This window comes from Massilia sp. BGA-UO-ETr-WB1 (assembly GCF_059567845.1).
Genome location: NZ_JCAQOT010000025.1, coordinates 135,684 through 160,602, shown reverse-complemented (window position 1 = coordinate 160,602; position 24,919 = coordinate 135,684). Strand labels below are relative to the sequence as shown.

The following is a 24,919-nucleotide window of genomic DNA, read 5'->3' as shown; positions in this document are numbered from 1 at the left end:
GAAACAAATATTGCTTTAGGGGCGATTGCCAGGCGAGCGGGACGAACCTCGCTGGTCCGTCCTTCCGCTTAGTTGCAGCACAGTCAATTGCAGTACATTTTCTTGGTGACCTCTTCCTTGATCCCGGTCTTCTCGGCATCAAGCGCGCTCTTGCCGCTTTGCTTGTCCTCTTTCTTGTCGGATGATCCACTGTCGGGGGCTTCGGACGTGGCGCTGCCGCCCGAACTGCTGCCGGTGCCGGTGCCAGCTTGCTCGGCAGAAGCGGTGGATGGCTTGACGGCGGGCGCGGTGGAGGCTGAGCTGCCGATGGCAGTCGACGTGTTGATGATGTTGACCGTGGAATTGGATGCCTGGCCGGCCGGCTGGGTCGGGTCGTTCTGCGCTGCCGCAGCCGCAGCGTCCGCCGCTGCCTTGGCTGCCGCCGCATCGGACGCGGCTTTGGCCGCAGCGTCCGCTGCGGCTTTGGCTGCCGCGTCGGCCGCCGCCTTGGCCGCCGCATCGGCCGCCGCCTTGGCTTGCGCATCCTCAGCCGCCTTGGCCGCCGCGTCCGCCGCCGCCTTGGCCGCCGCGTCCGCCGCCGCCTTGGCCGCAGCGTCCTCTGCAGCTTTAGCCGCCGCCTCCGCCGCTGCCTTGGCCGCCGCTTCCGCCGCAGCCTTGGCCGCTGCTTCCGCCGCAGCCTTGGCCGCCGCTTCCGCCGCAGCCTTGGCTGCCGCTTCCGCCGCAGCCTTGGCTGCCGCTTCCGCCGCAGCCTTGGCCGCTGCTTCCGCCGCAGCCTTGGCCGCTGCTTCCGCCGCCGCCTTGGCCGCCGCTTCCGCCGCCGCCTTGGCCGCCGCCTCCGCCGCCGCCTTGGCTGCCGCCTCCGCTGCCGCCGCCGCGCCGTCATAGATGTCCGCCACGGTGCCGGCCTGGAACATGCTGGCCGGCACGTTCACCGAACCGCTGGCTGCCGCCAGCCGCGCCGGACCGCTGCTTGAAATGGAGGTGCCGCTGGCCGCCGTGATCGAACCGGCCTGCGCCAGCACGCTGATGCTGCCCGCAGTACTGGCCAGCACCCCGCCCAGCTGCACGCCGCTGCCGGCGTTCAGGCTGATATCGTGCGTGGCCAGCAATTCGGATGCCCCGGCCAGCGTGATCCCGGTGCTGGCCGACAGGCTGATGCTGTCGGCGGCGATCTCGTGGCCGACCCAGACCGGGCTGTGCGCCGTCAGCGACACGGCCCCTGCCAGCGCGCTCAGGTTGCCGGTGGTATGGATACCGCCAACGTTGTCGACCACGATGCCGCCCCCCGTGGTGGCCAGGTTGCCGACGCCCAGTTCGTCGCTGCCGCTCAGCACGTTGCGCAGGCTGATGCCGCCGCTGCCGCTGTTGCTGCCGCTGAAGTTGTGCACGTGGTTGGCGCTGTTGTCCAGCGTGGTGCCGCTGGCCGACACCGTGTGCAGGCTGCCGGTGCTGAGCGCGCCGCTCTGTGAAATGCTGCCGCTTTGCGCCGTCAGCGAAATGGCTTCCACCGCCGAGATGGCGCCCACCGCCAGGTTGCCGCTGGCCTGGTTGATGATGATATTGCCCGGCGTGGCAATGCTGCCGCCGGTCTGCGTGTACTGCGTGCCGACCGCCAGCGTACCCAGCCCGCCGATGGCGCCGCCGCTCAGGTTGAAGGCGCTGGCCGCCAGGTTGCCGCTGCCGCCCAGCGTGCCGCCGCTTTGCGCATAGCTGCCGGCAGCCAGCGAACCGGTGAGGCTCAGGCTGCCGCTGTTCAGGCTCACCGAGCCGGCCAGCACGGAGGCGTCGCCACTCTGCTTTCCCAGCGTGAGCGCGCCGCCGTTGATGGCCAGGCTCTGGCCGTTGCTGGCGGTGAGGCTGCGCAGGAAGGTATTGCCCGCGTCGTAAGTGACGACGCTGCCGCTGCCCCCATTCAAGAAGACGTTCAGCACATTGTTCGCATCCGGTATGGCACCGCCGTACCAGTTGGCGCCGTCGCTCCACAGGCTGCTGGCGCCGCCGATCCAGCTGACCGAATCAAGCTGGGTGATGTTGGCGCTGAGGGCGGGCGCGGTCACGGTGTAGTTGGCCGCGTCGCTGCCGGTCAGCGCCAGGCCGGACACGGTGACCGTCTTGCCGGTGCCGACGTGCCGGTCGGCAAAGGCGCCGCTGGCGTTGCCGGAGCTGAGGGCCACCGCGTCGCCGCTCACCGCGCCATACAGCTGGCCGCCTTCCACCAGCGAGAGCGCGGCGTTGGTGCCGCCGTTGTAGACCCGGGAGACGGCGCTGATGCCGCCCACCGTCAGCGCGGCAGGCGTGACATTGGCCGTGATGCCCGATGGCACCGAAGCCACTTGGTAATTGCCGCCGTCCGCGCCGGACAGCCCCGGCATGCCTTCAAACGACACCGGTTTGCCGGAGCCGGCGTTCTTGTTGTCGAAATAGGCCGTATAAGCACCGAGCTGTACCGTGTCGCCGCCGAGCACGCCGCTGAAGGCGGCGCCGCTCACCTGGGCCAGCGAACTGCCGTTGTAGACCCGGTCCACGCCACTGATGGAGGTGATGGCGAGCTGCGCCGGCGTGATGTCGGCCAGCACCGTGGTATAGGGCAGATAGTTGCCGGCGTCGCCGCCGCTCAGGGTCAGCGGCACCTTGACCGTTTTGCCCTCGCCCACGTTCTTGTTGCTGAAGGTGTAGCCGCTGCCCAGCACGGCGCCGACGTCGTCGTTGCCGATGCCGGCCGCCGTCAGCGTGCCGCTGATGCTAGCGGCAACGGTGGCGTCGTAGACACGGCTGACGCCGCTGATGCCGCTCACCGTCAGCGGCGCGCGCGTGATGTCGGCGCCGGCGCTGGTGGCTGCGCCCAGCACGTAATTGCCGGCGGCGGCGCCGGTCAGCATGCCTTCGCTCAGCGTGAGCGCCTTGCCGGTGCCGGCGTTCTTGTCGGCGAACACGGCCGAGAAACTGGCGCCCAGCGCGTCGCCGGCGACGGCGTTGCCGAAGGTGACCGCCTGGTTGGCCGCGTTCAGCGCCAGCGTGCCGTCGTAGACCTTGCTGCCGCCCACCTGGGCCGTGACGGTGCGCGGCGTGATGCTCAGCTGCGCGCTGCCGGCGTAGCCGATGTCGTACTTGGTCGACCACAGGCCGCCGACGGCGTAGGTGCCCACGTTGCGCGCCCCGGCCCAGCCCAGGGTGCCCTGCGTGGCGGTATCGCCATCGACAAAGCCGGCGCTGCTGCTGGTGCCGCTGAAGACGGCGCCGGTGACGCCGTCGTAGACCTTGGTTGTATCGCCGCTGACGGTCACGGTAAGCGGTTTCAGCAAGCCCTTCAGCAGTGGCGTGGTATGGCCTTCGTAGATGCGCCATACCGGCGAGCTTGTGAAATCGAAGCCGGTGAAGCTGGACTGCTGCATCATTTGCGCCGTCGTCAGCGCCGTGGCGCCGCTGGCGTCGCTGGTGGTGCCGGCCTTGACGGAATCGAAGTAGCCGTTCGTCACGCTGCCGCTGGTTACCAGCCCGACCAGGCCGTTGACGAAGCTGAATCCGGTGCCATTGATGGTGCTGCTGCTGAAAGCGTTGGCCACGGTACCGGCGTGGTTCTCGCCCAGCAGGCCGCCCATGTTGTACGGCACCACAGTGGGGCTGGCGTGCGCGCTGATGACGCCGCTGGCGTACACGTCCTGGATGCTGCCATTTCGGGCGTAGCCCGAGGTGTTGCGTCCCACCAGGCCGCCCACGTTGCGCCCGCCCTGCACGCTGCCGGAAGCATAGGACTCGCTGATGGCGCCGCCCGCGTTGTCGCCCACCAGGCCGCCGATGATCTCGCCGCTGGAACTGACGCTGCCGGTGGCGTACGAGTTATCGATACTGCCGTTGCCGCTGATGTCGGAATAGTTGGCGCCCACCAGGCCGCCGGCATAGCCCTGGCCGGTAGTGGTGACGCTGGCGCTCGAGTGCGAGCCGGTGATGCTGCCGAAGTTGTAGCCCACCAGGCCGCCGATATTGGAAGCGTACTGCACTGCATAGCCGCCGCTGACCGCGCCGCTGCTGCTGGCGTTGACGATCTGCGCGCCGCTGTAGCCGGCCAGGCCGCCCACGTTGCCGATGCCGCTGACCGTGCCGCCGACTTTCACATTGTTGATGCTGCCGTTGTTGCTGGCTCGGCCCACCAGACCGCCGACATTCATACTCCCGGCCACGCTGGCGCCGCTCAGCGCGAGGTTGCGGATGCTGCCGCCGTCCAGATAGGAGAACAGGCCGATGTTGGTGTCGCTCGGCATGGCGATCTTCAGCCCGCTGATGGTTTTGCCGCCGCCGTTGAAGTCGCCGCTGTAAGCCATGTCGCTAAAGCCGATCGGTCGGAAGCCTTTGGCCTCGTTCCAGCCCGCCGTGCCGCTGGCGTCGATGTCGCGGTCCAGCACATAGGAATGACTAAGGTTCAGGCTACCCACGCCCTGCAGGCCGTAGATATCCGCCAAGGCATAAGGCGTGTCGCCACTGCCATTGCCGCCCATCACGCGCAGAAAGCTGCCGCCGGAGATGCGGAAATCTCCCGCGCTGAAGGCCGGCAACGTCGAGATCTCTTGCTTCCAGTCACCGCCTTTGAGTTCGAACAGGCCGCTCACCGCGACCGCGCCGGTGGCGCTGATATCGCCCGCAGCGTCCAGCACCAGCGTCGGCGTGCTAACCGCCGCGCCCAGCGCAATATCGCCCGTCGCGAGCAAGGAGGCCCCCCCCGCAGTGACCGGTCCGCTCACGCTGAGATTGCCGCTGGCCGCCGTCACGGTCAGCGTTCCCGCCACATTGCTGGCACCAAGGTTGACCTGCGCGCCGGCGAGCGTGGCCGTGCCGTTACCGGTGTTTAGCGTGACCGGGCCAGCTATCTGGTTGCCGCTGTTGTTCAGCACGATATCGCCGGCGGCCAGCGCGCCCAGGCTTTTCACGGTCAGGCCGTCGATCGGGCTGGTGACTTGCACGATGCTGCCGCCGGCTTGCAGGCTGAGGGCGGCGTCGGACGCGGTGATGGCCGCTTTCAGGTGGATGTCCTTGTCGGCGTTCAGCGTCAGGCTGCGGCTGGTGGTCCAGGCCAGCGGGCTGATGACGTGGATCGAGCCTTCGCCGGTGCCGTCCGGGTTGGTGGTCTTGATGGTGACGTCGGTGGTCTGCAGCGCGGTTTGCAGCGCGCCGGTGGTCAGCAGCGAATCATGCACGGCGCCGGCCGGCAGGAACACGCCGGCCGCCTCGCCCAGCTGCGGCGCGCCGTTCAGCATGCCGCCGTAGAAGGCGGTGCCGGCGTCGGACGCGATGTAGATGTCGGTCGGGTCCAGCAGCAGGGTGCCGGTCTTGCCGCCCGGCGCCTGGGCGCGGGTGTCCACCTTGCCCTGCATGTCGAGATAATGGCCGGAGGTTTCCACCAGGCCGCCGTTGCCGCCCTGGGCCCCGCCGCGCGCCGACAGGCTGCCGAACACGCGCGTGGCGCCGTCGCTCCAGGCGATGATCTTGCCGCCGTCGCCCTGCCCGGTGGCGTCGGCGCGCACACTGGCGCCTTGCGCGATATGGGTTTGCTGCGCGCGCTGCACCGCCCCCGTGCCCTGGTAATCGCCGCCGATCAGCACCGTGCCGCCGCCGGCCGCGCCGCTGGCGTCCACCGCCGCGTCGCCCGCCAGGCCCACGCGCTCGCCCAGCAGCTGGATCTCGCCGCCCTTGCCCGCGCTGTTGGCGGCGCTGGTCTGGCTGCCCGCTTCCAGCAAGGTGGTACCGTTGGCGCCGCTGGCTTTCAGCACGATCTTGCCGTTGGCGCCCAGCGCCGCGCTGTCCGCGTTGACGCGCCCGCGCTGGTTCACCAGCGCGCCGTATATGCCGACCTTGCCGCCGGCCGCCAGCACCTGGCCCAGGTTCAGCGCCTGGTCCGCCGGCGCCGACAGCACCACGTGCACGTCCGGGTTGGCCGAATCGACCAGTTGCACGCTCTTGCCCGCCGCCAGCACCACCTCGCCCTGCGGCGAGGTGATCACGCCGCTGTTCTCCACGCTGGAGCCGATCAGGTAGACCTGGCCGCCGCCCGGCGTGGTGATGCTGCCCTGGTTGACCACCTTGCCCGCGCCGTCGCCGCTGAAGTGCAGTTTGCCGGTCAGGAAGTCGTTATTGCTGATGGCCAGGCTGGAGGCCACCAGGCCGTTTACGTCCACCCGCGCATCCTTGCCGAACAACACGCCGTTCGGGTTGATCAGGTAAACCTTGCCGTTCGACTGCAGCGAGCCGAGGATCTTGCTGGGGTCCTGGCCGACGATGCGGTTCAGCACCTTGCTGTCGCCGCTCTGCTGGATGAAGCGGGTGATCTCGTTGGGATTGATCGAGAAGTTCTGCCAGTTGATGATGGTGTTCGGCGTGTTCGTAATGCTGTACAAATTGCCTTGCTGGAGGAAGCTGGCTTGGCCGGCCACGACTTGCGGGGCGCTGGGATTGCCGTAGGCGGAACCGTAGCAAGCTGCAATCAACACCGCCAGCAGCTTGCGCCGCATGCCTTGGGGAACCGGACCTGTCATCATCGTTGACCTCATTGTGCGTATCTTTTTGCGAGTCACCAGCCCAGGTCCAACCTGATGTGCAGGCGATTCTTATCCTGTAGCGGCACCTGGCTGGAACGCAGCACATGGCCGTAATCCACTTGCAAATCCACGTCGCGGGACAGGCTGACGCGCAGGCCCACGCCCACGCTGCCGATCGCCTTGGTGCGCAGCTCGCCGCCCTGCTCGCGGTTGCGCTTGATCAGTCCCTTGTCATAAAAAACCAGCGCGCGGCAGCGCCAGCGCGCGTCGCCGCACAACTGTGGCGAGTATATCTCGACATTGGCGGTCAAGCCGCTGTCGTTTGCCAGGTCGCGCGCGCTGAAACCGCGCACCTGCGCGCCGCCGCCCACGGCGATCTGCTCGCCCGGCACCAGCGCGTCGCGCGTGTACTGGCCGTTCACGGCCGCGCGCACCTGGAAGTCGCGCGGCAGCTGCCGGGTCAAGCTGGCCGCCAGCCGCACGATGCTGTAGCCGGCGTCCGCGCCGGGGCGCGCCCGGCTGAAATCGGCCTGCCCGCCGCGCGGGCCGCCGGCAAGGTTGCGCAGCACCGTCACCGAACCGCTGGCCTCGCCCTGCCCGAACAGCCAGTTGCCGCTGTAGTTCACGGTGAGCGGATGGACCGTCACGTCGTGGCCCGCCTCGCTGTCCTGCTGCCAGCCGTCGGCGCGGAAGGCCTTGATGCCGGCGCCGTAGTTCAGGCGCGACTCATGGCCCTCGCCCTTGGCCAGCAGCTGGCTGTAGCGCGCGCCCAGCATGGCGCCCTTGCCGCCCTCGGCCCAGGCCCGGTCTTTCCAGGCATAGTCGGTCTGGTTGTAGCCGCCGTACAGGTCCAGCGTGTTGCCCGGCGCCGCCAGCGGCAGCCGGTAGTCCAGCCGCACGCCGCCGCCACTGTTGTCCAGGCTGACCGATCCGGTCAGGGCCGGCTTTACCTCAACGCTCTGCGCCGCGTCCTGTCCGGCCGGGTAAGCCGCGCCCGAGGCGGCGGCCAAAGCCGCAGCAGCCAGCAGTTGCACGACGCGGCATCGCATGATGGTCTCCGCCCGGACTTGACCTGAGAGAAATACTTATTACTCTCAGTTTAGTCCGAATTGCGTCTTCCGTCCGCTTTTTTTGATGAGCTGATGTATTTCCACACAGATACTTTACGCTTGTTTATTTCGTATCAAAGGTGGTGACGCCGTCCCAGTCCGCCGCCGGCGGGTGCGCGCGGTAGTGGCCGATGCGTTCCAGATAGAGCTGGTACAGGCCGTGCGGCGCGGCCAGCTGCAGCGCTTCCAGCGCCGCCTGCGCCGCGTCCCACTGCTGGCTGCGCACCAGCGCCAGCGCCGCCTGCCAGGACGCCAGTTCCGCGCGCGCCGCCTGGCCCAGCTCCGAATCGCGCGCCAGCGGCTCGAAAATGGCCACCGGCTCGTTCTTGCCCTTGACCCGCACCAGGTCCAGCTCGCGGTAGGCGAATTCCGGCGCCTCGGCGCGGGTCGCCTCGCCCACGGCGATGCCCACGCCGTACACCTTGGTGATGCCTTCCAGGCGCGAGCCCAGGTTGACCGCGTCGCCCATGACGGTATAGGCGCGGCGGATCTGCGAACCCATGTCGCCCACGTGCATCTGGCCGGTGTTGACGCCGATGCCGATTTTCAGCTCGGGCCAGCCGCGCTTGAGGAAGTCCTGGTTCAGGCGCTGCGCGCTGGCCTGCATCAGCAGCGCGGTGGCCACGGCGCGGCTGGCGTGGTCGGGGAAGGCCACCGGCGCGCCCCAGAAGGCCATCACCGCGTCGCCGATGTACTTGTCCAGCGTGCCCCGGTGACTGTCGCGGATGTCGGTCGACATGGCCGTCAGGTACAGGTTGATGTATTCGCGCAGCGCCTTCGGCGTCAGGCCCTCGGAGATGGTGGTGAAGCCGCGCACGTCGACGAACATCACGCTCAGCTCGCGGCTTTCGCCGTCCATATTGTATTTTTCCGGGTTCTCGGCCATCTCGGCCACCAGCTCGGGCGCCACGTATTCGCCGAAGCGCGACACCAGCGCGCGCCCGCGCCGCACCTCGAAGAAATAGCCCCAGGCCACGTTCAGGATGAACAGCGCCAGCGCCAGCACCAGCATGGACGAGACGTTGAACACCAGGTCGTGCGCGCTGTAGAGGTAAAAGTTGACGGCGCCGGCCGCGCCGATGGCCAGCAGCGACAGCAGGATGGACCAGAGCGGCGCCAGCATCGGCAGCGCCAGCGTCAACAGCAGCCCCAGCACCACCAGTTGCCCCGCTTCCACGCCGGAGGCGTAATCGGGACGCAGCTTGAAGCTGCCGTCCAGGATGGAGCTGATCATGTTGGCGTGGATTTCCACCCCCGGATACTGGGCGTTGACCGGCGTGGCCCGCAGGTCGTTCAGGCCGGGCGCGGTGGTGCCCACCAGGACGATGGCCCCGGCCAGCTGCTCGGCCGGCACCGCGCCGCGCAGCACGTCGGCCGCCGACACGTAGCGGTAGCCGCCGCCCTGCGGGCCGCCGGGGCCGCGGTACTGCACCGTGGTGGTGAGCCCCTCGCCGACCGGGATGCGGATATTGCCTTCCTCGTGGAACAGGGCGATGGCGTCCAGGCCGCCGTTGGCGCGCTCCGACTCGGACAGGGTGTCCACCGCGCCCTCGAACAGCGGCGCGATCGAGCGCGCGCGCAGCGCCACGGCGGTGGTGGCCAGGGACAGCGTGGGGTAGTAGCCCTTGCCGATTTTCTGCAGCAGCGCGGTGGAGCGCACCACGCCGTCGCGGTCCGGCATCGCGGTGAAGATGCCGGCGCCGACGGCCGCTTGCTGCAGGCGCGGGATGTTGGCCTCGTAGCCGGTCACCGCGTAGGCGTGCACGGTGCGGCCGTTCAGGGCGTCCTCGGTGAAGGCGGGCTTGGGCAGCATGCCCCTGGCCTGGGTGCCGGACAGGCTGTAGCCCAGCACCACCGGCTGGCCCTGCATGGCTTGCGCCAGCAGGCCGTCGTAATCGAGCTGCGGCTGCAGGCGCGCCAGCTGGCCTTGCAGGCCGGGCACCTGCTGCAGCTCGCCCCGGGCCAGCCGCTGCAGCACGTCGTAGCCGGAACTGGTGTCCGGCTCGGGGAAGGAAACGTCGAAGCCGACCGCCGCCACTTCGTATTTCACGGTCAACTGCTCGACCAGCCTGGCCATCACGTTGCGGCTCCACGGGAAGCGCCCCACTTCGGCCAGGCTTTTCTCGTCGATGTCGACGATCACCACGCGCGGATCGAGCACCGGCGTCTCGAGCCGCATGCGCAGGCCGGACATGAACGTGTCCATGCGGTCCAGCGTGTCCATGTGCAGCACGTTGGCCGTGTGCAGGATGGCGGCGGTGCACAGCAGCAGCCCCAGCGCCCAGCGGGCGCCGTACTTGCGCAGGAGTTTCAGCAACGCGGACACCATGGCGCCGGCCACGTCAGGGAACGTAGCCGGGGATCTTGGATTCGTCCACCTGGTCCAGCTGGCGCGCGTCCACGTTCTTGTGCGCGAACTCCAGGTAGACCTTGGAACGGATGAAGATGTCGAACAGGTCCGGGTCGATATGGCCGTTCAGGCTGAAATTGCCCAGGATGCGCAGCGACTCCGACAGCGGCTTGCCTTTTTTGTAAGGCCGGTCGCGCGCGGTGAGCGCCTCGAAGATGTCGGCGATGGCCATGATGCGCGCCTGCACCGACATCTGGTCCTTGGTCAGCCCGCGCGGATAGCCCTTGCCGTCCATCCGCTCGTGGTGGCCGCCGGCGTACTCCGGCACGTTCTGCAGGTGCTTGGGCCACGGCAGCGACTCGAGCATGCGGATGGTGACTGCGATGTGGTTGTTGATTTCCTTGCGTTCCAGCTCGGTCAGGGTGCCGAAGCGGATGTTGAGGTTCTCCACCTCCTCGGCGGTGAGGAAGTCCTGCTCCTCGCGCACGAACGGCGGCTCCTCGGCGCCCGGCTCCTTCTTGAACACGCGCGGGCCGGTCCAGCGGCGGCCGGCGATGCGGCGCACGCGCTCCTGGTCTTCCGGCTTCATGCCCTCGCCGCCCACATTGGCCACGCGCAGGAACTGGCGCTCCTGCTCCAGCTGCGCCAGCTCCTCGGCCAGCGCGGCGTCGATGGCGGCATGGGCGGCCGCGTCGCCGCCGGCCAGCTTGGCTTTCAGCGCGCGGATTTCCGCGTCCCGCATCAGCACCTCGAAACGGGTGCTGACCATGTGGATGCGGTCGAAGATGGTTTCCAGCTTGGTGCCCTTGTCCACCACGTGCACCGGCGTGGTGATCTTGCCGCAGTCGTGCAGCAGGCCGGCCAGCCACAGCTCCTTGCGGTCGCCGTCGTTCATGCGGAAATCGGCCAGCGGGCCGCTATCGGTGTTGTGCACCGCCTCGGCCAGCATCATGGTCAGCTCGGGCACGAACTGGCAATGGCGGCCGGTGTAGGGCGATTTTTCGTCGATGCCGATGTTGATCAGGTTGACCAGCGCTTCCAGCAGCTCTTCCAGCTGCTGGATCAGGCGCTGGTTGGTCAGCGCCACCGCCCCCTGCGCGGCCAGCGCTTCGATAAAGCGCTGGTCGGTCGGCGAGAAGGCGCGGATCTCGCCGTTGCCCGGGTCCTTCGCGTTGACCAGCTGCAGCACGCCCACCAGCTCGCCCTCGTGGTCGGTCATCGGCACCGTCAGGAAGGACTTCGAATGGTAGCCGCGCTGCTGGTCGAACGAGCGCATGCCGGAAAAGTTGAACACGTCCGCCTGGTACACGTCCTCGATGTTGACCGAGAGCCGGAAGTTGGCCGAATAGGCCGCCACCGAGGACAGGTTCTTGTCGCCCTGCTCGTCGAACAGCGGCACGGCCGGGATGTCGATCCGGTCGCCGTGCGCCCCGCCCTGGCGGATGCCCAGCGTGTCGTTGACCGAGATGTGGAAGCACAGGCTGGCGCCGTCCGCGCTGGGGCGGTACAAGGTGCCGCCGTCGGCATGCGTCATGCCTTTGGCCACCATCAGGATGCGCTCCAGCAGCTCGTCCGTCTCGTGGCTGGCGCCGAGGGCCACGCTCAGTTCGGTCAGCTGATCCAGCCTTTGGGCGATTTGTATGTGGTTCAGCTCTTGCATGGTGTTTTTTGTAATCTTTTTAAAGCACTGGCGTATAGTGCGAGTGTAGCCGCAGCGCAAGCCGCTGTACATTGGAAATGCGCTGAAATCACCCCGCTGTGATTCCACAGACGACACCGCGCCGCGCGCGGCGCTCAATTTCGCAACTTTTGGCCCAGAATTGATGAAAAAAAGGCTATCATCCAAGCGGGATCGCCACTTGTCTGTTCCATCATGATTCTTATTGAACAGACAACAGAAGAGCGGCAGTGACAGGACATGAGCGGGTCGAGTTAAGGGTAGAGAGCATGAAATTCAAATTTTGGGGGGTACGCGGTTCCATCCCGTCCCCGGGTCCGCGCACCACGCGCTACGGCGGCAACACCACCTGCATCGAAGTGCGCAGCGACGACGACACGCTGATCATCATCGACGGCGGCACCGGCCTGTTCGCGCTGGCGCAATCGCTGATCGCCCAAAAGAAAACCCCGGTGCAAGCCAATATCTTCATCACCCACAGCCACTGGGACCATATCCACGGCCTGCCCTTCTTCACCCCGCTGTTCATCAAGGGCAGCCGGGTGCGCCTGCACGGCACCACCGACCCGGACACCGGCAACGGCATCGAGCACGTGATGGGCGTGCAGCTGCAAAACAGCTATTTCCCGGTCAGCGAAACGCAGATGGACGCCACCATCGAATACCGCACGCTGGCGGTAGGCGAAGCCATCGAGGTGGGCGACGCCATGGTGTCGAACGTGATGATGAACCACCCGGTGATCGACCTGGGCTACCGCATCGACTGCAACGGCAAGTCGGTGTTCTTCACCGGCGACCACGAGCCGCACTACAACATCTACCCGGAACACCACCCCGAGCACGCAGCCTACCAGGAACACATCGAGGAACGCGCGCGCGCGCTGGAAGACAAGGTGCGCGGCGTGACCGCGCTGATCGTGGACTGCTCCTACACGCGCGAGGAATATCCGGCCAAGCAGGGCTGGGGCCACGGCACCTTCGACTCGGCCTTCGACATGGCCATCAAGGCCGGCGCCAAACAGCTCTATTGCACCCACCACGAACCGACCCGCAGCGACGACGAACTGGAGGCCGTGTTCGCCGAAGTGATGGCGCGCCGCGCGCCGCTGCCGGAGGGCTTGCAGGTGATCCTGGCGTACGAGGGCCTCGAGGTGATGTTGTAAAAATGCTATTTTCGCGTAGACAAGCGCGGACCGCCCCGTTAGACTGATCCATGTTGCACTGCGGCGGAGGGAACAGTGAGCGAACACAGCGCTATCCAATCCTGGCAAGACCCAGCCGATGCGGTCATGGTCAACCGCATGCGTTCGCTGCTCTCGGCGTCCTGCCTGCTGACCCTGTATATCGATCCGGGCGCCATGGGGCGCACCAACGACTTCGCCGCGCCGGTATTCGCCGCCTTCCTGGTCTACAGCCTGGCGCTGGACTACAGCCGGGCGCGCAGCTGGGCGCGCGCGGTGGCCTGGGTGGACGTGGTGTGGTTCTACCTGATCGTGCTCAGCACCGGCGGCTCCACCAGCTTCTTCTACCCCTTCTTCTTCTTCGCCATCCTGAGCGCGGCCTTCACTTCCGGCCTGGCCGCCGGGGCCCGCATCACCATCGCCTCCACCCTGCTGTTCGCCAGCACCGCCGCCTTCGCCACCAGCGAGGACGAGCTGGCGCGGGTGCTGCTGCGCGCCACCTTCATGCTGGCGCTCGGCTATATGATTTCGCACTGGGGCGGCCTGGTGGTGTCGCAGCGGCGCCGCCTGGAACTGCTGCACGAGGTGAGCCGGCAATCGAACCCGCGCTTCGGGGTCGACCACACGGTGGCCTCGGTGCTGGACAAGACTCTGGCCTTCTACGGCGCCGGCACCTGTTTGCTGCTGCTGCGCGACACCGGCACCAATGAATGGATGCTGCGCACCGCCAACGCCGACCAGCCCGGCCACGCGCTGCACGACAAGCGCCTCAGCGCCGAGGCGGCCGAACCGCTGCTGTGCGTGCGCAGCGGCCAGGTGCTGCTGTACCAGCGCCCGCTGTGGCGCTGGCTGCGGCGCGGCCACGAGGCGCACGAATGCCAGCGCGACACCCACAGCTGGAGCCGGGTCGATCCGGCGCCGGCGGGCCGCCTGGCCGAACTGATGGACGCCATTTCCCTGATCGCGGTGCAGGTGCCGCTGCGCCAGGGCGAGGGCTGGCTGATCGTCGCTTCCCGGCGCGACCACAGCCAGCAGGACGCGCTGTTCCTGCTGCAGATCGCCGGGCAGGCCTTCCCCATCATCGAAAACATCGCCCTGCTCGACCGCATGGCCTCGGAGGCGGTGCTGCGCGAACGCGAGCGCATCGCGCGCGACATCCACGACAGCACCATCCAGCCCTACATCGGCCTGCGCCACGGCGTGAGCGCCCTGCGCAAGCGGGCCGCGCCGGACAATCCGCTGCTGCCGGACCTGGACGCGCTGCTGGACATGATGGGCCAGGTCATCGTCGACCTGCGCCGCTTCGCGCAGACCTTCCGCAGCGGCGAGGCGCCGCGCGAACCGGAGCTGCTGGTGGCGCTGCGGCGCCAGGCCAGCCAGGTCAAGCAGTTCTACGGCATCGACATCACGGTCGACAGCACCGGCCAGCTGGCCGTCAACGACCGCCTGGCGGCCGAGGTGTTTCAGATCGTCAACGAGGGCATGAGCAATATCCGCAAGCACACCGAGGCCCGCAACGGCGCCGTCACGCTGGCCTGCGACAAGGGCGAACTGCGGGTGCGCATCGAAAACGACTGCCGCAGCCTGACCCAGCCCGACTTCCTGCCGCAATCGATCGCCGAGCGCGCCTTCGCGCTGGGCGGCAGCACCCGCGTGCACGCCGGCGCCGGCCGCCGCACGGCGATCGAAGTGGTGATTCCAGTCTGAACCGCCGATGGCTACCCCGACCGCTCCGCCCACCCGCGCCACGCCCGCCACACCCGCCGCGCCGGCGCGCATCCGCGTGCTGCTGGTGGACGACCACAAGACCATCCTGTGGGGCCTGGACCGCCTGGTCGGCAGCGAGGCGGACGGCATGGAAGTGGTGGGCGCGGCCTCCGACATGGCCGGCGCGCTGGCGCTCACGGCGCAGCTGGCGCCGGACGTGGTGGTGCTGGACCTGGACTTGAACGGCAGCAGCTCGCTGGAGATCCTGCCCACGCTGGCGGCGGCGCCCGGCACGCGGGTGCTGGTGCTGAGCGGCACGCGCGACCGCGAGCAGCTCGACCAGGCGGTGCTGCGCGGCGCGCGCGGCGTGGTGGGCAAGGACGCGGCGCCGGAAATCATGCTGAAAGCCATCCGCAAGGTGCACGAGGGCGAGCTGTGGCTGGAGCACGGCATGCTGGGCCGCATCTTCGAGGAGATGCGCAAGCCGGCCCACAATGCGCCGCCGCAGGCCGACCGCCTGGCCAGCCTGACCATCAAGGAACGCAAGATCTGCCAGCTGCTGGCCGAGGGCGGCGGCGCCGTCAACAAGGCGCTGGCCGAACAGCTCTACATCTCCGAACACACGCTGCGCAACCACCTGACCGCCATCTATCACAAGCTGGGCGTGACCAACCGCCTGGACCTCTACATCTACCTCACCACGCCCCCGAACGGCCGCCACGACGGCTGATTTCGCGCGACTGTTGTTTTTTGCCAAATTCTCACACTTTGTCACAGCCCGACACGGGAAATGGCGCGCTTTCATTCGGAGGCTACCGCCCTGAAAGCCGCGCCGTTACGTGCTTCCGTGACAAATGTCCTGCCTGTTGGAAATGAAAATAGGCAGTGTGTCATGCCCGAAAAAAGGACATTCGTCTGATGTAGCTCAATACCCCCAGGAATATATTGTTTCCATGGCGGCGCTAGTTAAGCACCGCCCCGCGAGGAGAACAGCATGCGTACAGCAGACAGCCGGCCGGTCTCCCCGAGGGGCTTCCTCGGCAGCGAAGAGGGCGCCACGTTTTACGAAGCGGTACTGCTGGCGGCACTGGTGAGCGTGGTCATCATCATCGTGCTGCTGGCGCTGGGCAAGGGAATCTGAACCGCCGCACCGCGGTTGCAGAGGTTACACATCGGGGTGCATTTTTTTTAACCAAGGAGAATCATCATGCAAGCAATCCAAAAGTTCTGGCAGCAAGAAGACGGTGTCACCGCGATCGAATACGGCCTGATTGCAGCACTGATCGCTGTCGCCATCATCGTCGGCGTCACCGCTGTGGGCACCAAGCTGAACACGATGTTTACCAACATCAGCACCAAGATCAGCGGCGTCACGCCAGCTGCCTGAGCAAAGATGGCGGTTCCGGGACGGGGCCAGCCCCCGTTCCGGGCCACCGGACACCACCTACCAGCCACAGCGAGGCCATCATGAAACGCCGCCTGCTCCGCTTCCCCCGCAACGACTCGGCTGTCACCGCCATCGAATACGCGCTGCTGGCCGCCCTGATCGCGGGTGTGGTCATCGTCGGCGCCACCGCCTTCGGCGACGCGCTCGGCCAACTGTACATCTATGCCAGGGACTTGATCGTCCTTGCCCTGCCATGAAATCCCTGACGACATCGGCGCCGGCAACCCTGCTGCGCGAGCTGGCTCCCGCGCTGCGCGCGCACCGCTGGCTGGCCCTGGCAGTGGCCGTGCACGCACTGGCCGCCGCCGCCATCCGCGCGCGCTACCACAGCGGCGCCGGGATCGGCACGCTGCTGGCCGGCTACGCCTCCTCGCTGCTGGTCGGCCCGCTGTTCGCGCTGGCCGGCTACGCGCTGTATGTCATGCTGTTCATCCGTCCCCGCCTGCTGCTGCGCCACCTGGGCCGGCAGCTGCGCGGCTACCTGAGCCGCGAGCGCGTGCTGTTCGCGCTGCCGGCCATGCTGCTGCTGTCGGTGTTCGCCGGCAGCTTCACCGAATTGAAAGCCGCCGTGCCGCTGATACAGCCGTTCGCGCTGGACCGCCGCCTGGCCGAACTCGACCTTGCGCTGCACGGCGGCGTCGCGCCCTGGGTCTGGCTGCAGACGGTGTTCGGCCATCCGCTGCCGACGGCCGCGCTGAACCTGGCCTACCACCTGTGGTTCTTCATCATGTTCGCGCTGATGTACTGGCTGGTGTTCAGCAGCGAGCGGGCCGCGCTGCGCATGCAGTTCCTGTTCAGCTTTGTGCTGTCCTGGGCCCTGCTGGGCAACGTGCTGGCGGTGCTGATGTCCTCGGCCGGGCCGTGCTACTACGGCTACGTGCTGGACGGCCCCAGCCCTTACGCCGCCCAGATGCAGGCGCTGTACCAGGCCGACCGCGAGGTGCCGCTGCTGGCGCTGCGGGTGCAGGAACTGCTGTGGCAGGACTACCGCCATGGCAGCAATATGTCCGGCATGGCGATCTCGGCCATGCCCAGCATGCACGTGGCCAGCTCGGTGCTGATGGCGCTGGCCGGCTGGCGCCTGAACCGCGCCGCCGGCATCGCGCTGACGCTGTTCGCGCTGCTGATCATGGCCGGCTCGGTGCACCTGGGCTGGCACTACGCGGTGGACGGCTACGTGGGCGCCATCGGCGCGGCGCTGCTGTGGAAACTGGCCGGCTGGCTGCAGCAGGTGTTGCCCCAGCCTGCGCCGCATCCGGCAAGCGGCGGCGCGCTGCCGGCAGGGAGGCCATATCATGGCTAACCCGGTGATCGATTCAGTCGCCGGCCTGGCCGCCAGGCTGGCCGCCGATCCGCGCATGGCGCTGCCGCTGTTGCTGCTGCTCGGCCTGCTGGCCGCCGCCGTCTGGCACGACGTCAAGGCGCGCCGCATCCCCAACGCGCTGGTGCTGCCGGGCGCGCTGGCCGGACTGGCGCTGCAGGGCGTGCTGCCGGCGGGCGCCGGCCTGTACAGCCAGCCCTTCGGCGCGCTCGGCCTGCTGCTCGGCCTGGCCGGCATGGCGCTCGGCCTGGCCATGCTGCTGCCCATGTATATGCTGGGCACCATGGGCGCCGGCGACGTCAAGCTGCTGGCCATGGCCGGCGCCTTCCTCGGCCCGCAGCAGGTGCTGGGCGCCGGCCTGCTGTCGCTGCTGGCCGGCGGCGTGCTGGGCCTGGCCGTGGCCGCCCGGCGCGGCGACCTGGCGCGGGTCTGGAACAATCTGCGCACCATGCTGCTGTCGACCGTGCTGCGCCGCATTGGGGGCGGCGGCGTCAGCGTCGATGCCCCCGCCACCCCTACCGGCCAGCTGCCGTACGCCATCGCCATCGCGGCGGGCACCGCCTTGCAGCTGCTGTTGTCCGATCTCCCTGCCTGGAGCGACCTGCTATGAAAACGACGACCTCCCCCCTGCGCACGCTGTTCGCTTCGCGCGCCCTGCACGCCTGCGGCGCCCTGCTGCTGGCCGGCGTCTGGATCACGTTCTGCTACAGCCACCTGCTGGCCTGGCAGCACAGCGGCGACGCCAGCTACCTGCTGTTCGCCGGCTCCGAGTCGCTGGTGGCCATGCTGTTCCTGCTGCGCGACCGGCCGGCCGCCGTGTCCGGCGCGCCGCTGGACTGGCTGCTGGCCCTGGCCGGCACCGCCACCCCGCTGCTGTTTACGCCGGTGGGCAACGGCGCGCTGCCGGGCGGCGCGGCGCTGATCGCCGCCGGCGTGCTGCTGCAGATCGGCGGCCTGCTGTCGCTGAACCGCAGCTTCGGCCTGGTGGCCGCGCGCCGCACCGTCAAGACGGGCGGCCTGTACCGGGTGGTCCGCCACCCGCTGTACGCCAGCTACCTGCTGATGTACGTGGGCTATGTGCTGGTCAACACCAGCCTGGCCAACCTGCTGCTGGTGCTGCTGGGCGTGGCGCTGCTGATGGCGCGCATCGTGCGCGAGGAGCGCTTCCTGGCGCGCGACCTGCAGTACCTGGGCTATATGGACCAGGTGAAGTACCGCCTGATTCCCCTGCTGTTCTAAGACGAGGCCATGCCATGCCAGCCGATACCGATCAAGCCGTCCTGCCCCATCCGCTCAAGGCCGCGCCGCGCAAGCCCGCGCCGCGCACCGTGGAGGAAACCGGCCTGCCCTTCCTGTTCCTGACCGAGCTGCTGGGCAAGATGCTGGCCCTGCGCGGCCAGCTGCGCCTGCCGGAACTGGCCGCGCTGAGCAAGCTGCCGCCCAGCGTGCTCGATCCGCTGCTGACCTTCATGCGCGCCGAGAAGCTGTGCGAGATCGGGCGCCGCGGCCAGAGCGGCACCGACGCCGACCTGTACTACAACCTGACCGAAGCGGGCCGCCTGCGCGCGCTGGAGGTGATGCGGCGCGACGCCTACGCCGGCCCGGCCCCGGTCACGCTGGCCGACTACGCGGCCCAGGTGCAGCAGGACAGCGTGCGCCACGTGGGCATCTCCCGCGAGCGCATGCAGGCCATCCTGGGCCACCTGGTGATCAGCCCCGAGCTGCTGGGCCAGCTGGGCGCGGCGCTCAACTCCGGGCGCGCCATGTTCGTGCACGGCCCGGCCGGCAGCGGCAAGACCTACCTGGCCGAGCGCCTGCGCCTGCTGCTGCAGGGCGAGATCACGCTGCCCTACGCGCTGATGGTGGACGGCGCCGTGATCGCGCTGTACGACCCGCTGGTGCACAGCATGATAGAGGAAGGCCTGCCGCCGCCCGGCATGTTCGACCGCCGCGCGCCGCGCGACCAGCGCTGGCTGCGCAGCACCCGCCCGGCGGTGCTGACCGGCGGCGAGCTGACGCTGGACATGCTGGACCTGCGCTTCGACGCCGGCTCGCGCCTGTACCTGGCGCCGCCGCACCTGAAGGCCAACGGCGGCGTGTTCATCATCGACGACCTGGGCCGCCAGCGCTGCTCGCCCAGCGAGCTGATGAACCGCTGGATCGTGCCGATGGACCGCCACCTCGACTTCCTGTCGCTGCAAAGCGGCTACAAGTTCCCCATTCCGTTCGACGTGACCGTGGTGTTCTCGTCCAACCTGGCGCCGGCCGACCTGGCCGACGCGGCTTTCCTGCGCCGGCTCGGCTACAAGATCCACGTCGGCGCGCTGACCGAGGCGCAGTACCAGCGGGTATTCCAGCAGCAGTGCGAACAGCTGGCCATCCCGTATGCCGAGGAGCACTTCCGCTACCTGCTGGACCAGCTGCACGGCCCGCAGCAGCGCGCGCTGATGGCCTGCTATCCGCGCGACATCCTGGGCCAGGTGTGCGACCTGGCGCGCTACCAGGGCTGCACACCGCAACTGGGCCGGCCGGTGCTGGACTGGGCCTGGAACAATTATTTCACTGGCGCCTGAACCCGGCGCAACGCCGGCAAGGCAGAGGAGACGGACATGAGAAACACACGCGCTTTGGTGATGATGCTGATCGCCGTAATCCTGGCCGGCGGCGCCGTGCTGGTGGCGGCACGCTGGATCAGCGGACAGGCCGCCAGCCAGGCCGGCACCGGCAAGGTGGCGGTGGCGCTGGTCGATATCGCGCTGGGCTCGCGCCTGAACCCGGACATGGTGCGGATGGTGGACTGGCCGGCCAACGCCATGCCGCCCGGCGCCATCAGCGACCCCAAGCTGCTGGCCTCGCGCGTCACGCGCTCCAGCCTGCAGCGCGGCGAGCCGCTGATGGAAGGCAAGCTGGCGCCGCCCGGCACCCAGGGCGGGCTGTCGGCGGTGGTGGCCGAGGGCAAGCGCGCCATGACGGTGCGGGTCAACGACGTGGTGGGCGTGGCCGGCTTCGCCCTGCCCGGCAACTTCGTCGACGTGCTGGTCAACACCCAGGAGGACGGGCCGCGCGGCATGAAGGACGCCAGCATCTCCAAGATCGTGCTGGAACGGATACTGGTGCTGGCCATCGCCCAGGAGGCCGGGCGCGACGAGACCAAGCCCAAGGTGGTCAACGCGGTGACGCTGGAACTGTCGCCGCAGCAGGCCGAGCGGCTGGACCTGGCGCGCAGCGTGGGCACGCTGTCGCTGGTGCTGCGCAACCAGGCCGACCCCGACCCGGTGCGCACCGCCGGCGCCACCAAGGCCAGCCTGCTGGACTCCAAACCGGCGGCCGCGCCTGCCGCGCCGGCCCCGGCGCCGGCCCGCGCCGCGGTGCTGGTGCGGCCCCGCGCAGCGCAGCCGCCGCGCGAAGCCGACATGGTGGAAGTGATGCGCGGCACCGCCGTCAGCTATGAACGCTATTGAACGCCATTGAATGCCATGAACACCACGAACGCCATGCACGCCATTGAGCAGCCGCTTCGGCCAGCCACAGGAGACCATCACATGAAACCACTCAGCACAAGGGCGCCGGCGGCGCGCCGGCACCTTCTGGCCATCGCGGCCTGCCTGGCGGCGGCCAGTCCGGCCGCCGCCCTGGCCGCCGCAGCAGCAGCCGGCTGCGAAGGCGTGACCACGGCGGGCGAGCCCGGCAAGGTGCAGGAGGCGCCGCGCCGCCTGCCGCCGGCCAAGGGCCCGGCCCACACCACGGCCGTGTCGCTGGCCGAGGGCCGCTCCGTGCTGCGTCCGCTCGACGCGCCGGTGGCGCGCCTGTTCGTCAGCGATCCCTGCGTGCTGGACGCCAAATACATCCAGCCCAACCAGCTCTACCTGATCGGCAAGCGGCCCGGCGCCGCCAACGTCATCATGTGGAACCAGCAGGGCGACGCCAGCATCCTGGACGTGACCGTCAGCATGGACACCGCCGTGCTCAAGGCCAGCTACGCCATGCTGCCGGAAAAGGTGAGCGAGTCGATCCGCATCACGCCGGCCGGCGACACCATCATCGTGTCCGGCACGGTGGCCGACGTGGTGCAGGCCGAGCAGGTGCTGGCGCTGGCCAATGCCCACCTGCAGCGCGGCCGCGGCCAGGGCGGCAAGGAGGAAGGCCAGGGCCAGTCCGCCGCGCCCAAGGTGGTCAACATGCTCAACATCGCCGCGCCGCAGCAGGTGATGCTGGAGGTGAAGGTGGCCGAGGTGTCCAAGACCCTGGTCGACCAGCTCGGCGCCAGCCTGGGCGTGAGCCGCACCGTCGGCTCCTGGACCTACTCGCTGCTGACCAACCTGCTGAGCAACAATCCGGCGCTGGTGGACGGCTTCAACAACCGCAACGGCAACTTCCTGACCCTGGACGCGCAAAAACGCGACGGCCTGATCAAGGTGCTGGCCGAGCCCACCATCATGGCCATCAGCGGCCAGGAGGCCAGCTTCCTGGCCGGCGGCAAGATCTTCATCCCGGTGGCGCAGAACAACAACGGCGGCCAGCAGACCATCACGCTGGAAGAGAAGGAGTTCGGGGTGGCGGTCAAATTCACGCCCACCGTGCTGGCCGGCGGCCTGATCAACCTGAAGGTGGCGCCCGAAGTGTCCGACCTGAACAAGGAAGGCGTGGGCATCACCGCCACCGGCGTCAACACCACCGCCATCCTGCCCTCGTTCACCACGCGCCGCGCCACCACCACGGTGCAGCTGCGCGACGGCCAGAGCTTCGCGATCGGCGGCCTGATCAAGAACAACGTGACCACCAACGTCAAGGCCTTCCCGGTGCTGGGCGAGATCCCGGTGCTGGGAGCGCTGTTCCGCAGCAGCGACTTCCAGACCGACCGCAGCGAGCTGGTGTTCGTCATCACGCCGCGCCTGGTGCAGCCGCTGCCGCTGGACTACAAGCTGCCCACCGACGGCTACATCCAGCCCAGCCGCAGCGAGTTCTTCTTGCAGGGCAAGCTGGAAGGCAAGCCGCCGGCCAGCGCCGCCGCCCCCGCCGCCGCCGGCGGTTTCGACCTCAAATAGGAGTCCATCATGAAGACCTCCAGCATGCTCCTCCCCGTGCTAGCCGCCCTGGCCGGCTGCGCCCAGCAGTCGCCGCGGCTCGACGCCCAGATGGATCAGTCGGTGCGCCTGCTCAACGTGCAGCAGGTGCGCTATCCGGCCGCCGGCCGCCAGGCCGCGCCGGCCGACGGCATCGACGGCCGCGCCGCCGCCAGCGCCTACGCCCAGTACCAGAAGTCGTTCCTGGCGCCGGAACCGCAGCCGCAAGCGTTCACCATTGGCATCGGCGGCGGCGCCGCCAAAGGCAAATAGGCGCCGCCATGTTCTCCTTCCTGCCCCCAGCCCGGCGGCGCCAGCGCGGCGCCGTGGCGGTCATCGCCGCCATCGCCCTGCCCATCCTGATCGGCTTCGCCGGCCTGGCGCTGGACGGCGGCCGCCTGTACATGCAGAAGACCGAACTGCAGAACGCGGCCGACGCCTGCGCGCTGGCCGCCTCGCGCGAACTGACCTGCGACCCGTCGGCCGGCGCCTGCGCCGCCAGCTTCCTGATCAACGCGGAGAACGCCGGCCTGGCCGTGGCCGGACGCAACCGCATCGACTTCCAGGGCAGCCCGCTGGGCGCGGCGCAGCTGAGCGCGGCCGACATCACCTTCAGCACCACCTACGGCCCGGCCTCGTCCTACCTGTCGCGCGCGGCCGGCGCCAGCCCGGCCTCCAAGTACGTGCGCTGCCAGCCGCGCCAGACCGGCGTGCTGCCCTGGTTCATGCAGGTGCTGGGCGTGGGCGCGCAATCCATCAACGCCGAGGCGGTGGCCTCGCTGACGCCGGCCCAGAGCAATTGCGCGATCCCGATCGGCATGTGCATGACCAGCACCGGCACCGCCGCCGATCCCTTCAACGGGTTGACGGTGGGCCAGTGGGTAACCAGCAAGCTGAGTTCCTCGGCTACTGGCAGCTTCGACTGGATCGACTTCACGCCGCCGGGCGGCGGCGCCAGCGAACTGGCCAACCTGTTCAAGGGCACCGGAGCCTGCAGTACACCGGCGGCGGGCACCAACGTGGGCGAGCAGGGCAACAAGGCCAGCCTGTCGACCGCCTGGAACACCCGCTTCGGCCTGTACAAAGGCAGCGACAGCGCCTCCAAGCCCGGCAGCGGAACGCCGGACTACACCGGTTACGGCTACTCGCCGACAAACTGGCCGTCCAAGTTCAACGCCTATGCCGGAACCAGCGGCGCCACCCCCAACTTCCTGGCGGCGCGGCTCGAGTTCAAGGCCTACGACGAGATCGCGACCGGCATCACGCCGCCCGGGGGTACCAAGGCGCCTGCGCAGCCGGCCGAACTGCAGCAATACGGCGCCGACCGCCGCCTGGTGACCGCCCCGGTGGTCGATTGCGCGGCCTGGGCCGGCGGCACCGGCTCGCAGCAGGTGCCGGTGCTGGGCTATGCCTGCGTGCTGATGCTGCACCCGATGGGGACGGACAACGACGAGGTGTTCCTCGAGTACCGCGGCAAATCGACCGACCTGTCCAGCGCCTGCGCCACCTCCGGCGCGGTGGGCGGTCCCAGCAGCATGGGGCCGCTGGTGCCGGCCCTGGTGCAATAGGAGCGGCCATGCGCACCGCCACCCTGCCCCTGCCCCGTCTCTGCCGCAGCCCGGCGCTGCGGCGCCAGGCCGGCACCGCCGCCATCGAGCTGGCCATCCTGGCCACCGTGCTGGTGCCGCTGACCCTGGGCGTGACCGAACTGGGACGCGCCATGTACCAGTACAACTCGCTGATCAAGGCCACCCGCGACGCCACCCGCTACCTGTCCGGCCAGGGCCCCGGCGACGCCGCCGACATCGGCATCGCCCAGTGCCTGGCCGTGTACGGCACGCGCGACTGCAGCGGCAGCGCGCTGCTGCCCGGCCTGACCACGTCCATGGTCAGCGTGTGCGACAGCACCAGCTGCGCCGGCACGCACGCCAACCAGGCCACCGGCAGCGGCGTGATCAACCTGGTCACCGTCACCATCAGCGGCTACACCTTCACCCCGGTGGTGCCGCTGCCGGTATTTACCAACCTGAGCGGCGCCAGCATCACCTTCAGCGACGTCAGCACCACCATGCGGCAGATCCTATGAAAACGCCAACCCTATCGCGCCGCGCCGCCCGCCAGCGCGGCACCACCGCAGTCGAATTCGCCATCGTGGTGGCGCTGTTCCTGATGCTGTTGCTGGGCATGATGGAAATGGGCCGCATGCTGTACTACTGGAACGCCGGCGTGGAAGCGACCCGCCTGGGCGCCCGCGTGGCGGCCGTGTGCGACATCAACGACAGCGCCATCAAGACGCGCATGCAGAACATCCTGGACATCCTGCCCACGGCCCAGATCAGCGTGTCCTATGCGCCGGCCGGCTGCGATCTGAACACCTGTACCAGCGTCACCGTCAGCGTGCTGGCCGGCACCACGGTGGCCACTTACATCCCCTTTGTCCCGCTGGCGTTGACGTTGCCGGCGTTTAGCACCACGCTGCCGCGCGAAAGCATGCGCAGCGCCATCGACGGCATCGCCAACCCGGTGTGCGATTGAC

The 24,919-nt window shown here is 68.6% G+C and carries 20 protein-coding genes; 16 read left to right on the top strand and 4 right to left on the bottom strand.

Going from position 1 to position 24,919, the window contains the following annotated elements; genetic code table 11:
• Positions 1-83: 83 nt before the first annotated feature.
• The 4 genes from AC56DV_RS18865 to AC56DV_RS18850 all read right to left on the bottom strand — a co-directional run bounded on the left by AC56DV_RS18865 (position 84) and on the right by AC56DV_RS18850 (position 11,646).
• A complete protein-coding gene (locus tag AC56DV_RS18865) occupies positions 84-6,527 on the bottom strand; it encodes a YDG domain-containing protein (protein ID WP_496315778.1) in 6,444 nt (2,147 codons plus the stop codon).
• 32 nt (positions 6,528-6,559) lie between these two features.
• Positions 6,560-7,576 carry a ShlB/FhaC/HecB family hemolysin secretion/activation protein gene (locus AC56DV_RS18860; protein ID WP_496315777.1) on the bottom strand — a complete coding sequence of 339 codons (1,017 nt, stop codon included), beginning with the start codon at positions 7,574-7,576 and terminating at the stop codon, positions 6,560-6,562.
• Between the two features lie 124 nt (positions 7,577-7,700).
• The gene (locus AC56DV_RS18855) at positions 7,701-9,965 is read right to left on the bottom strand and encodes a CHASE2 domain-containing protein (RefSeq protein WP_496315776.1); all 2,265 of its coding nucleotides are present in this window, start codon (positions 9,963-9,965) and stop codon (positions 7,701-7,703) included.
• A gap of 13 nt (positions 9,966-9,978) precedes the next feature.
• A complete protein-coding gene (locus tag AC56DV_RS18850; RefSeq protein ID WP_496315775.1) occupies positions 9,979-11,646 on the bottom strand; it encodes an HD domain-containing phosphohydrolase in 1,668 nt (555 codons plus the stop codon).
• Between the two features lie 287 nt (positions 11,647-11,933).
• Between AC56DV_RS18850 and AC56DV_RS18845 the strand changes: the two genes are divergently transcribed.
• From AC56DV_RS18845 to AC56DV_RS18770, 16 genes are all read left to right on the top strand, one after another.
• Entirely contained in the window at positions 11,934-12,827 is an 894-nt protein-coding gene (locus AC56DV_RS18845) for an MBL fold metallo-hydrolase (protein WP_496315774.1), read from the top strand.
• A 75-nt stretch (positions 12,828-12,902) separates the two neighbouring features.
• Entirely contained in the window at positions 12,903-14,552 is a 1,650-nt protein-coding gene (locus tag AC56DV_RS18840) for a sensor histidine kinase (RefSeq protein WP_496315773.1), read from the top strand.
• A 7-nt stretch (positions 14,553-14,559) separates the two neighbouring features.
• Entirely contained in the window at positions 14,560-15,282 is a 723-nt protein-coding gene (locus tag AC56DV_RS18835; protein WP_496315772.1) for a response regulator, read from the top strand.
• A gap of 264 nt (positions 15,283-15,546) precedes the next feature.
• The gene (locus AC56DV_RS18830) at positions 15,547-15,693 is read left to right on the top strand and encodes a Flp family type IVb pilin (protein ID WP_496315771.1); all 147 of its coding nucleotides are present in this window, start codon (positions 15,547-15,549) and stop codon (positions 15,691-15,693) included.
• A 66-nt stretch (positions 15,694-15,759) separates the two neighbouring features.
• Positions 15,760-15,939 carry a Flp family type IVb pilin gene (locus AC56DV_RS18825; protein ID WP_082552129.1) on the top strand — a complete coding sequence of 60 codons (180 nt, stop codon included), beginning with the start codon at positions 15,760-15,762 and terminating at the stop codon, positions 15,937-15,939.
• 80 nt (positions 15,940-16,019) lie between these two features.
• Complete coding sequence (locus AC56DV_RS18820) at positions 16,020-16,196, top strand: Flp family type IVb pilin (protein WP_496315770.1); 177 nt, start codon at positions 16,020-16,022, stop codon at positions 16,194-16,196.
• Positions 16,193-17,302: a phosphatase PAP2 family protein gene (locus tag AC56DV_RS18815; protein ID WP_496315769.1), complete on the top strand. Its 1,110-nt coding sequence runs from the start codon at positions 16,193-16,195 to the stop codon at positions 17,300-17,302. The genes AC56DV_RS18820 and AC56DV_RS18815 overlap by 4 nt, the downstream gene beginning before the upstream one ends.
• Positions 17,295-17,930 carry a prepilin peptidase gene (locus tag AC56DV_RS18810; protein WP_496315768.1) on the top strand — a complete coding sequence of 212 codons (636 nt, stop codon included), beginning with the start codon at positions 17,295-17,297 and terminating at the stop codon, positions 17,928-17,930. Before AC56DV_RS18815 ends, AC56DV_RS18810 begins: the two co-directional genes overlap by 8 nt.
• A complete protein-coding gene (locus tag AC56DV_RS18805; protein ID WP_496315767.1) occupies positions 17,927-18,559 on the top strand; it encodes a methyltransferase family protein in 633 nt (210 codons plus the stop codon). The genes AC56DV_RS18810 and AC56DV_RS18805 overlap by 4 nt, the downstream gene beginning before the upstream one ends.
• Positions 18,560-18,573: 14 nt before the next feature.
• A complete protein-coding gene (locus AC56DV_RS18800) occupies positions 18,574-19,893 on the top strand; it encodes a DUF8689 domain-containing protein (RefSeq protein WP_496315766.1) in 1,320 nt (439 codons plus the stop codon).
• 36 nt (positions 19,894-19,929) lie between these two features.
• Positions 19,930-20,781 (top strand): Flp pilus assembly protein CpaB, encoded by an 852-nt coding sequence (cpaB, locus tag AC56DV_RS18795; protein WP_496315765.1) that lies wholly within the window; start codon positions 19,930-19,932, stop codon positions 20,779-20,781.
• 81 nt (positions 20,782-20,862) lie between these two features.
• Positions 20,863-22,365 (top strand): type II and III secretion system protein family protein, encoded by a 1,503-nt coding sequence (locus AC56DV_RS18790; RefSeq protein WP_496315764.1) that lies wholly within the window; start codon positions 20,863-20,865, stop codon positions 22,363-22,365.
• A 9-nt stretch (positions 22,366-22,374) separates the two neighbouring features.
• Positions 22,375-22,656: a hypothetical protein gene (locus AC56DV_RS18785; RefSeq protein WP_496315763.1), complete on the top strand. Its 282-nt coding sequence runs from the start codon at positions 22,375-22,377 to the stop codon at positions 22,654-22,656.
• 8 nt (positions 22,657-22,664) lie between these two features.
• Positions 22,665-23,951 (top strand): pilus assembly protein TadG-related protein, encoded by a 1,287-nt coding sequence (locus AC56DV_RS18780; RefSeq protein ID WP_496315762.1) that lies wholly within the window; start codon positions 22,665-22,667, stop codon positions 23,949-23,951.
• Between the two features lie 8 nt (positions 23,952-23,959).
• Positions 23,960-24,469 (top strand): TadE/TadG family type IV pilus assembly protein, encoded by a 510-nt coding sequence (locus tag AC56DV_RS18775; protein WP_496315761.1) that lies wholly within the window; start codon positions 23,960-23,962, stop codon positions 24,467-24,469.
• Positions 24,466-24,918, top strand: coding sequence for a TadE/TadG family type IV pilus assembly protein (locus AC56DV_RS18770; RefSeq protein ID WP_496315760.1), 453 nt, complete (start codon positions 24,466-24,468; stop codon positions 24,916-24,918). The genes AC56DV_RS18775 and AC56DV_RS18770 overlap by 4 nt, the downstream gene beginning before the upstream one ends.
• Position 24,919: the final 1 nt, after the last annotated feature.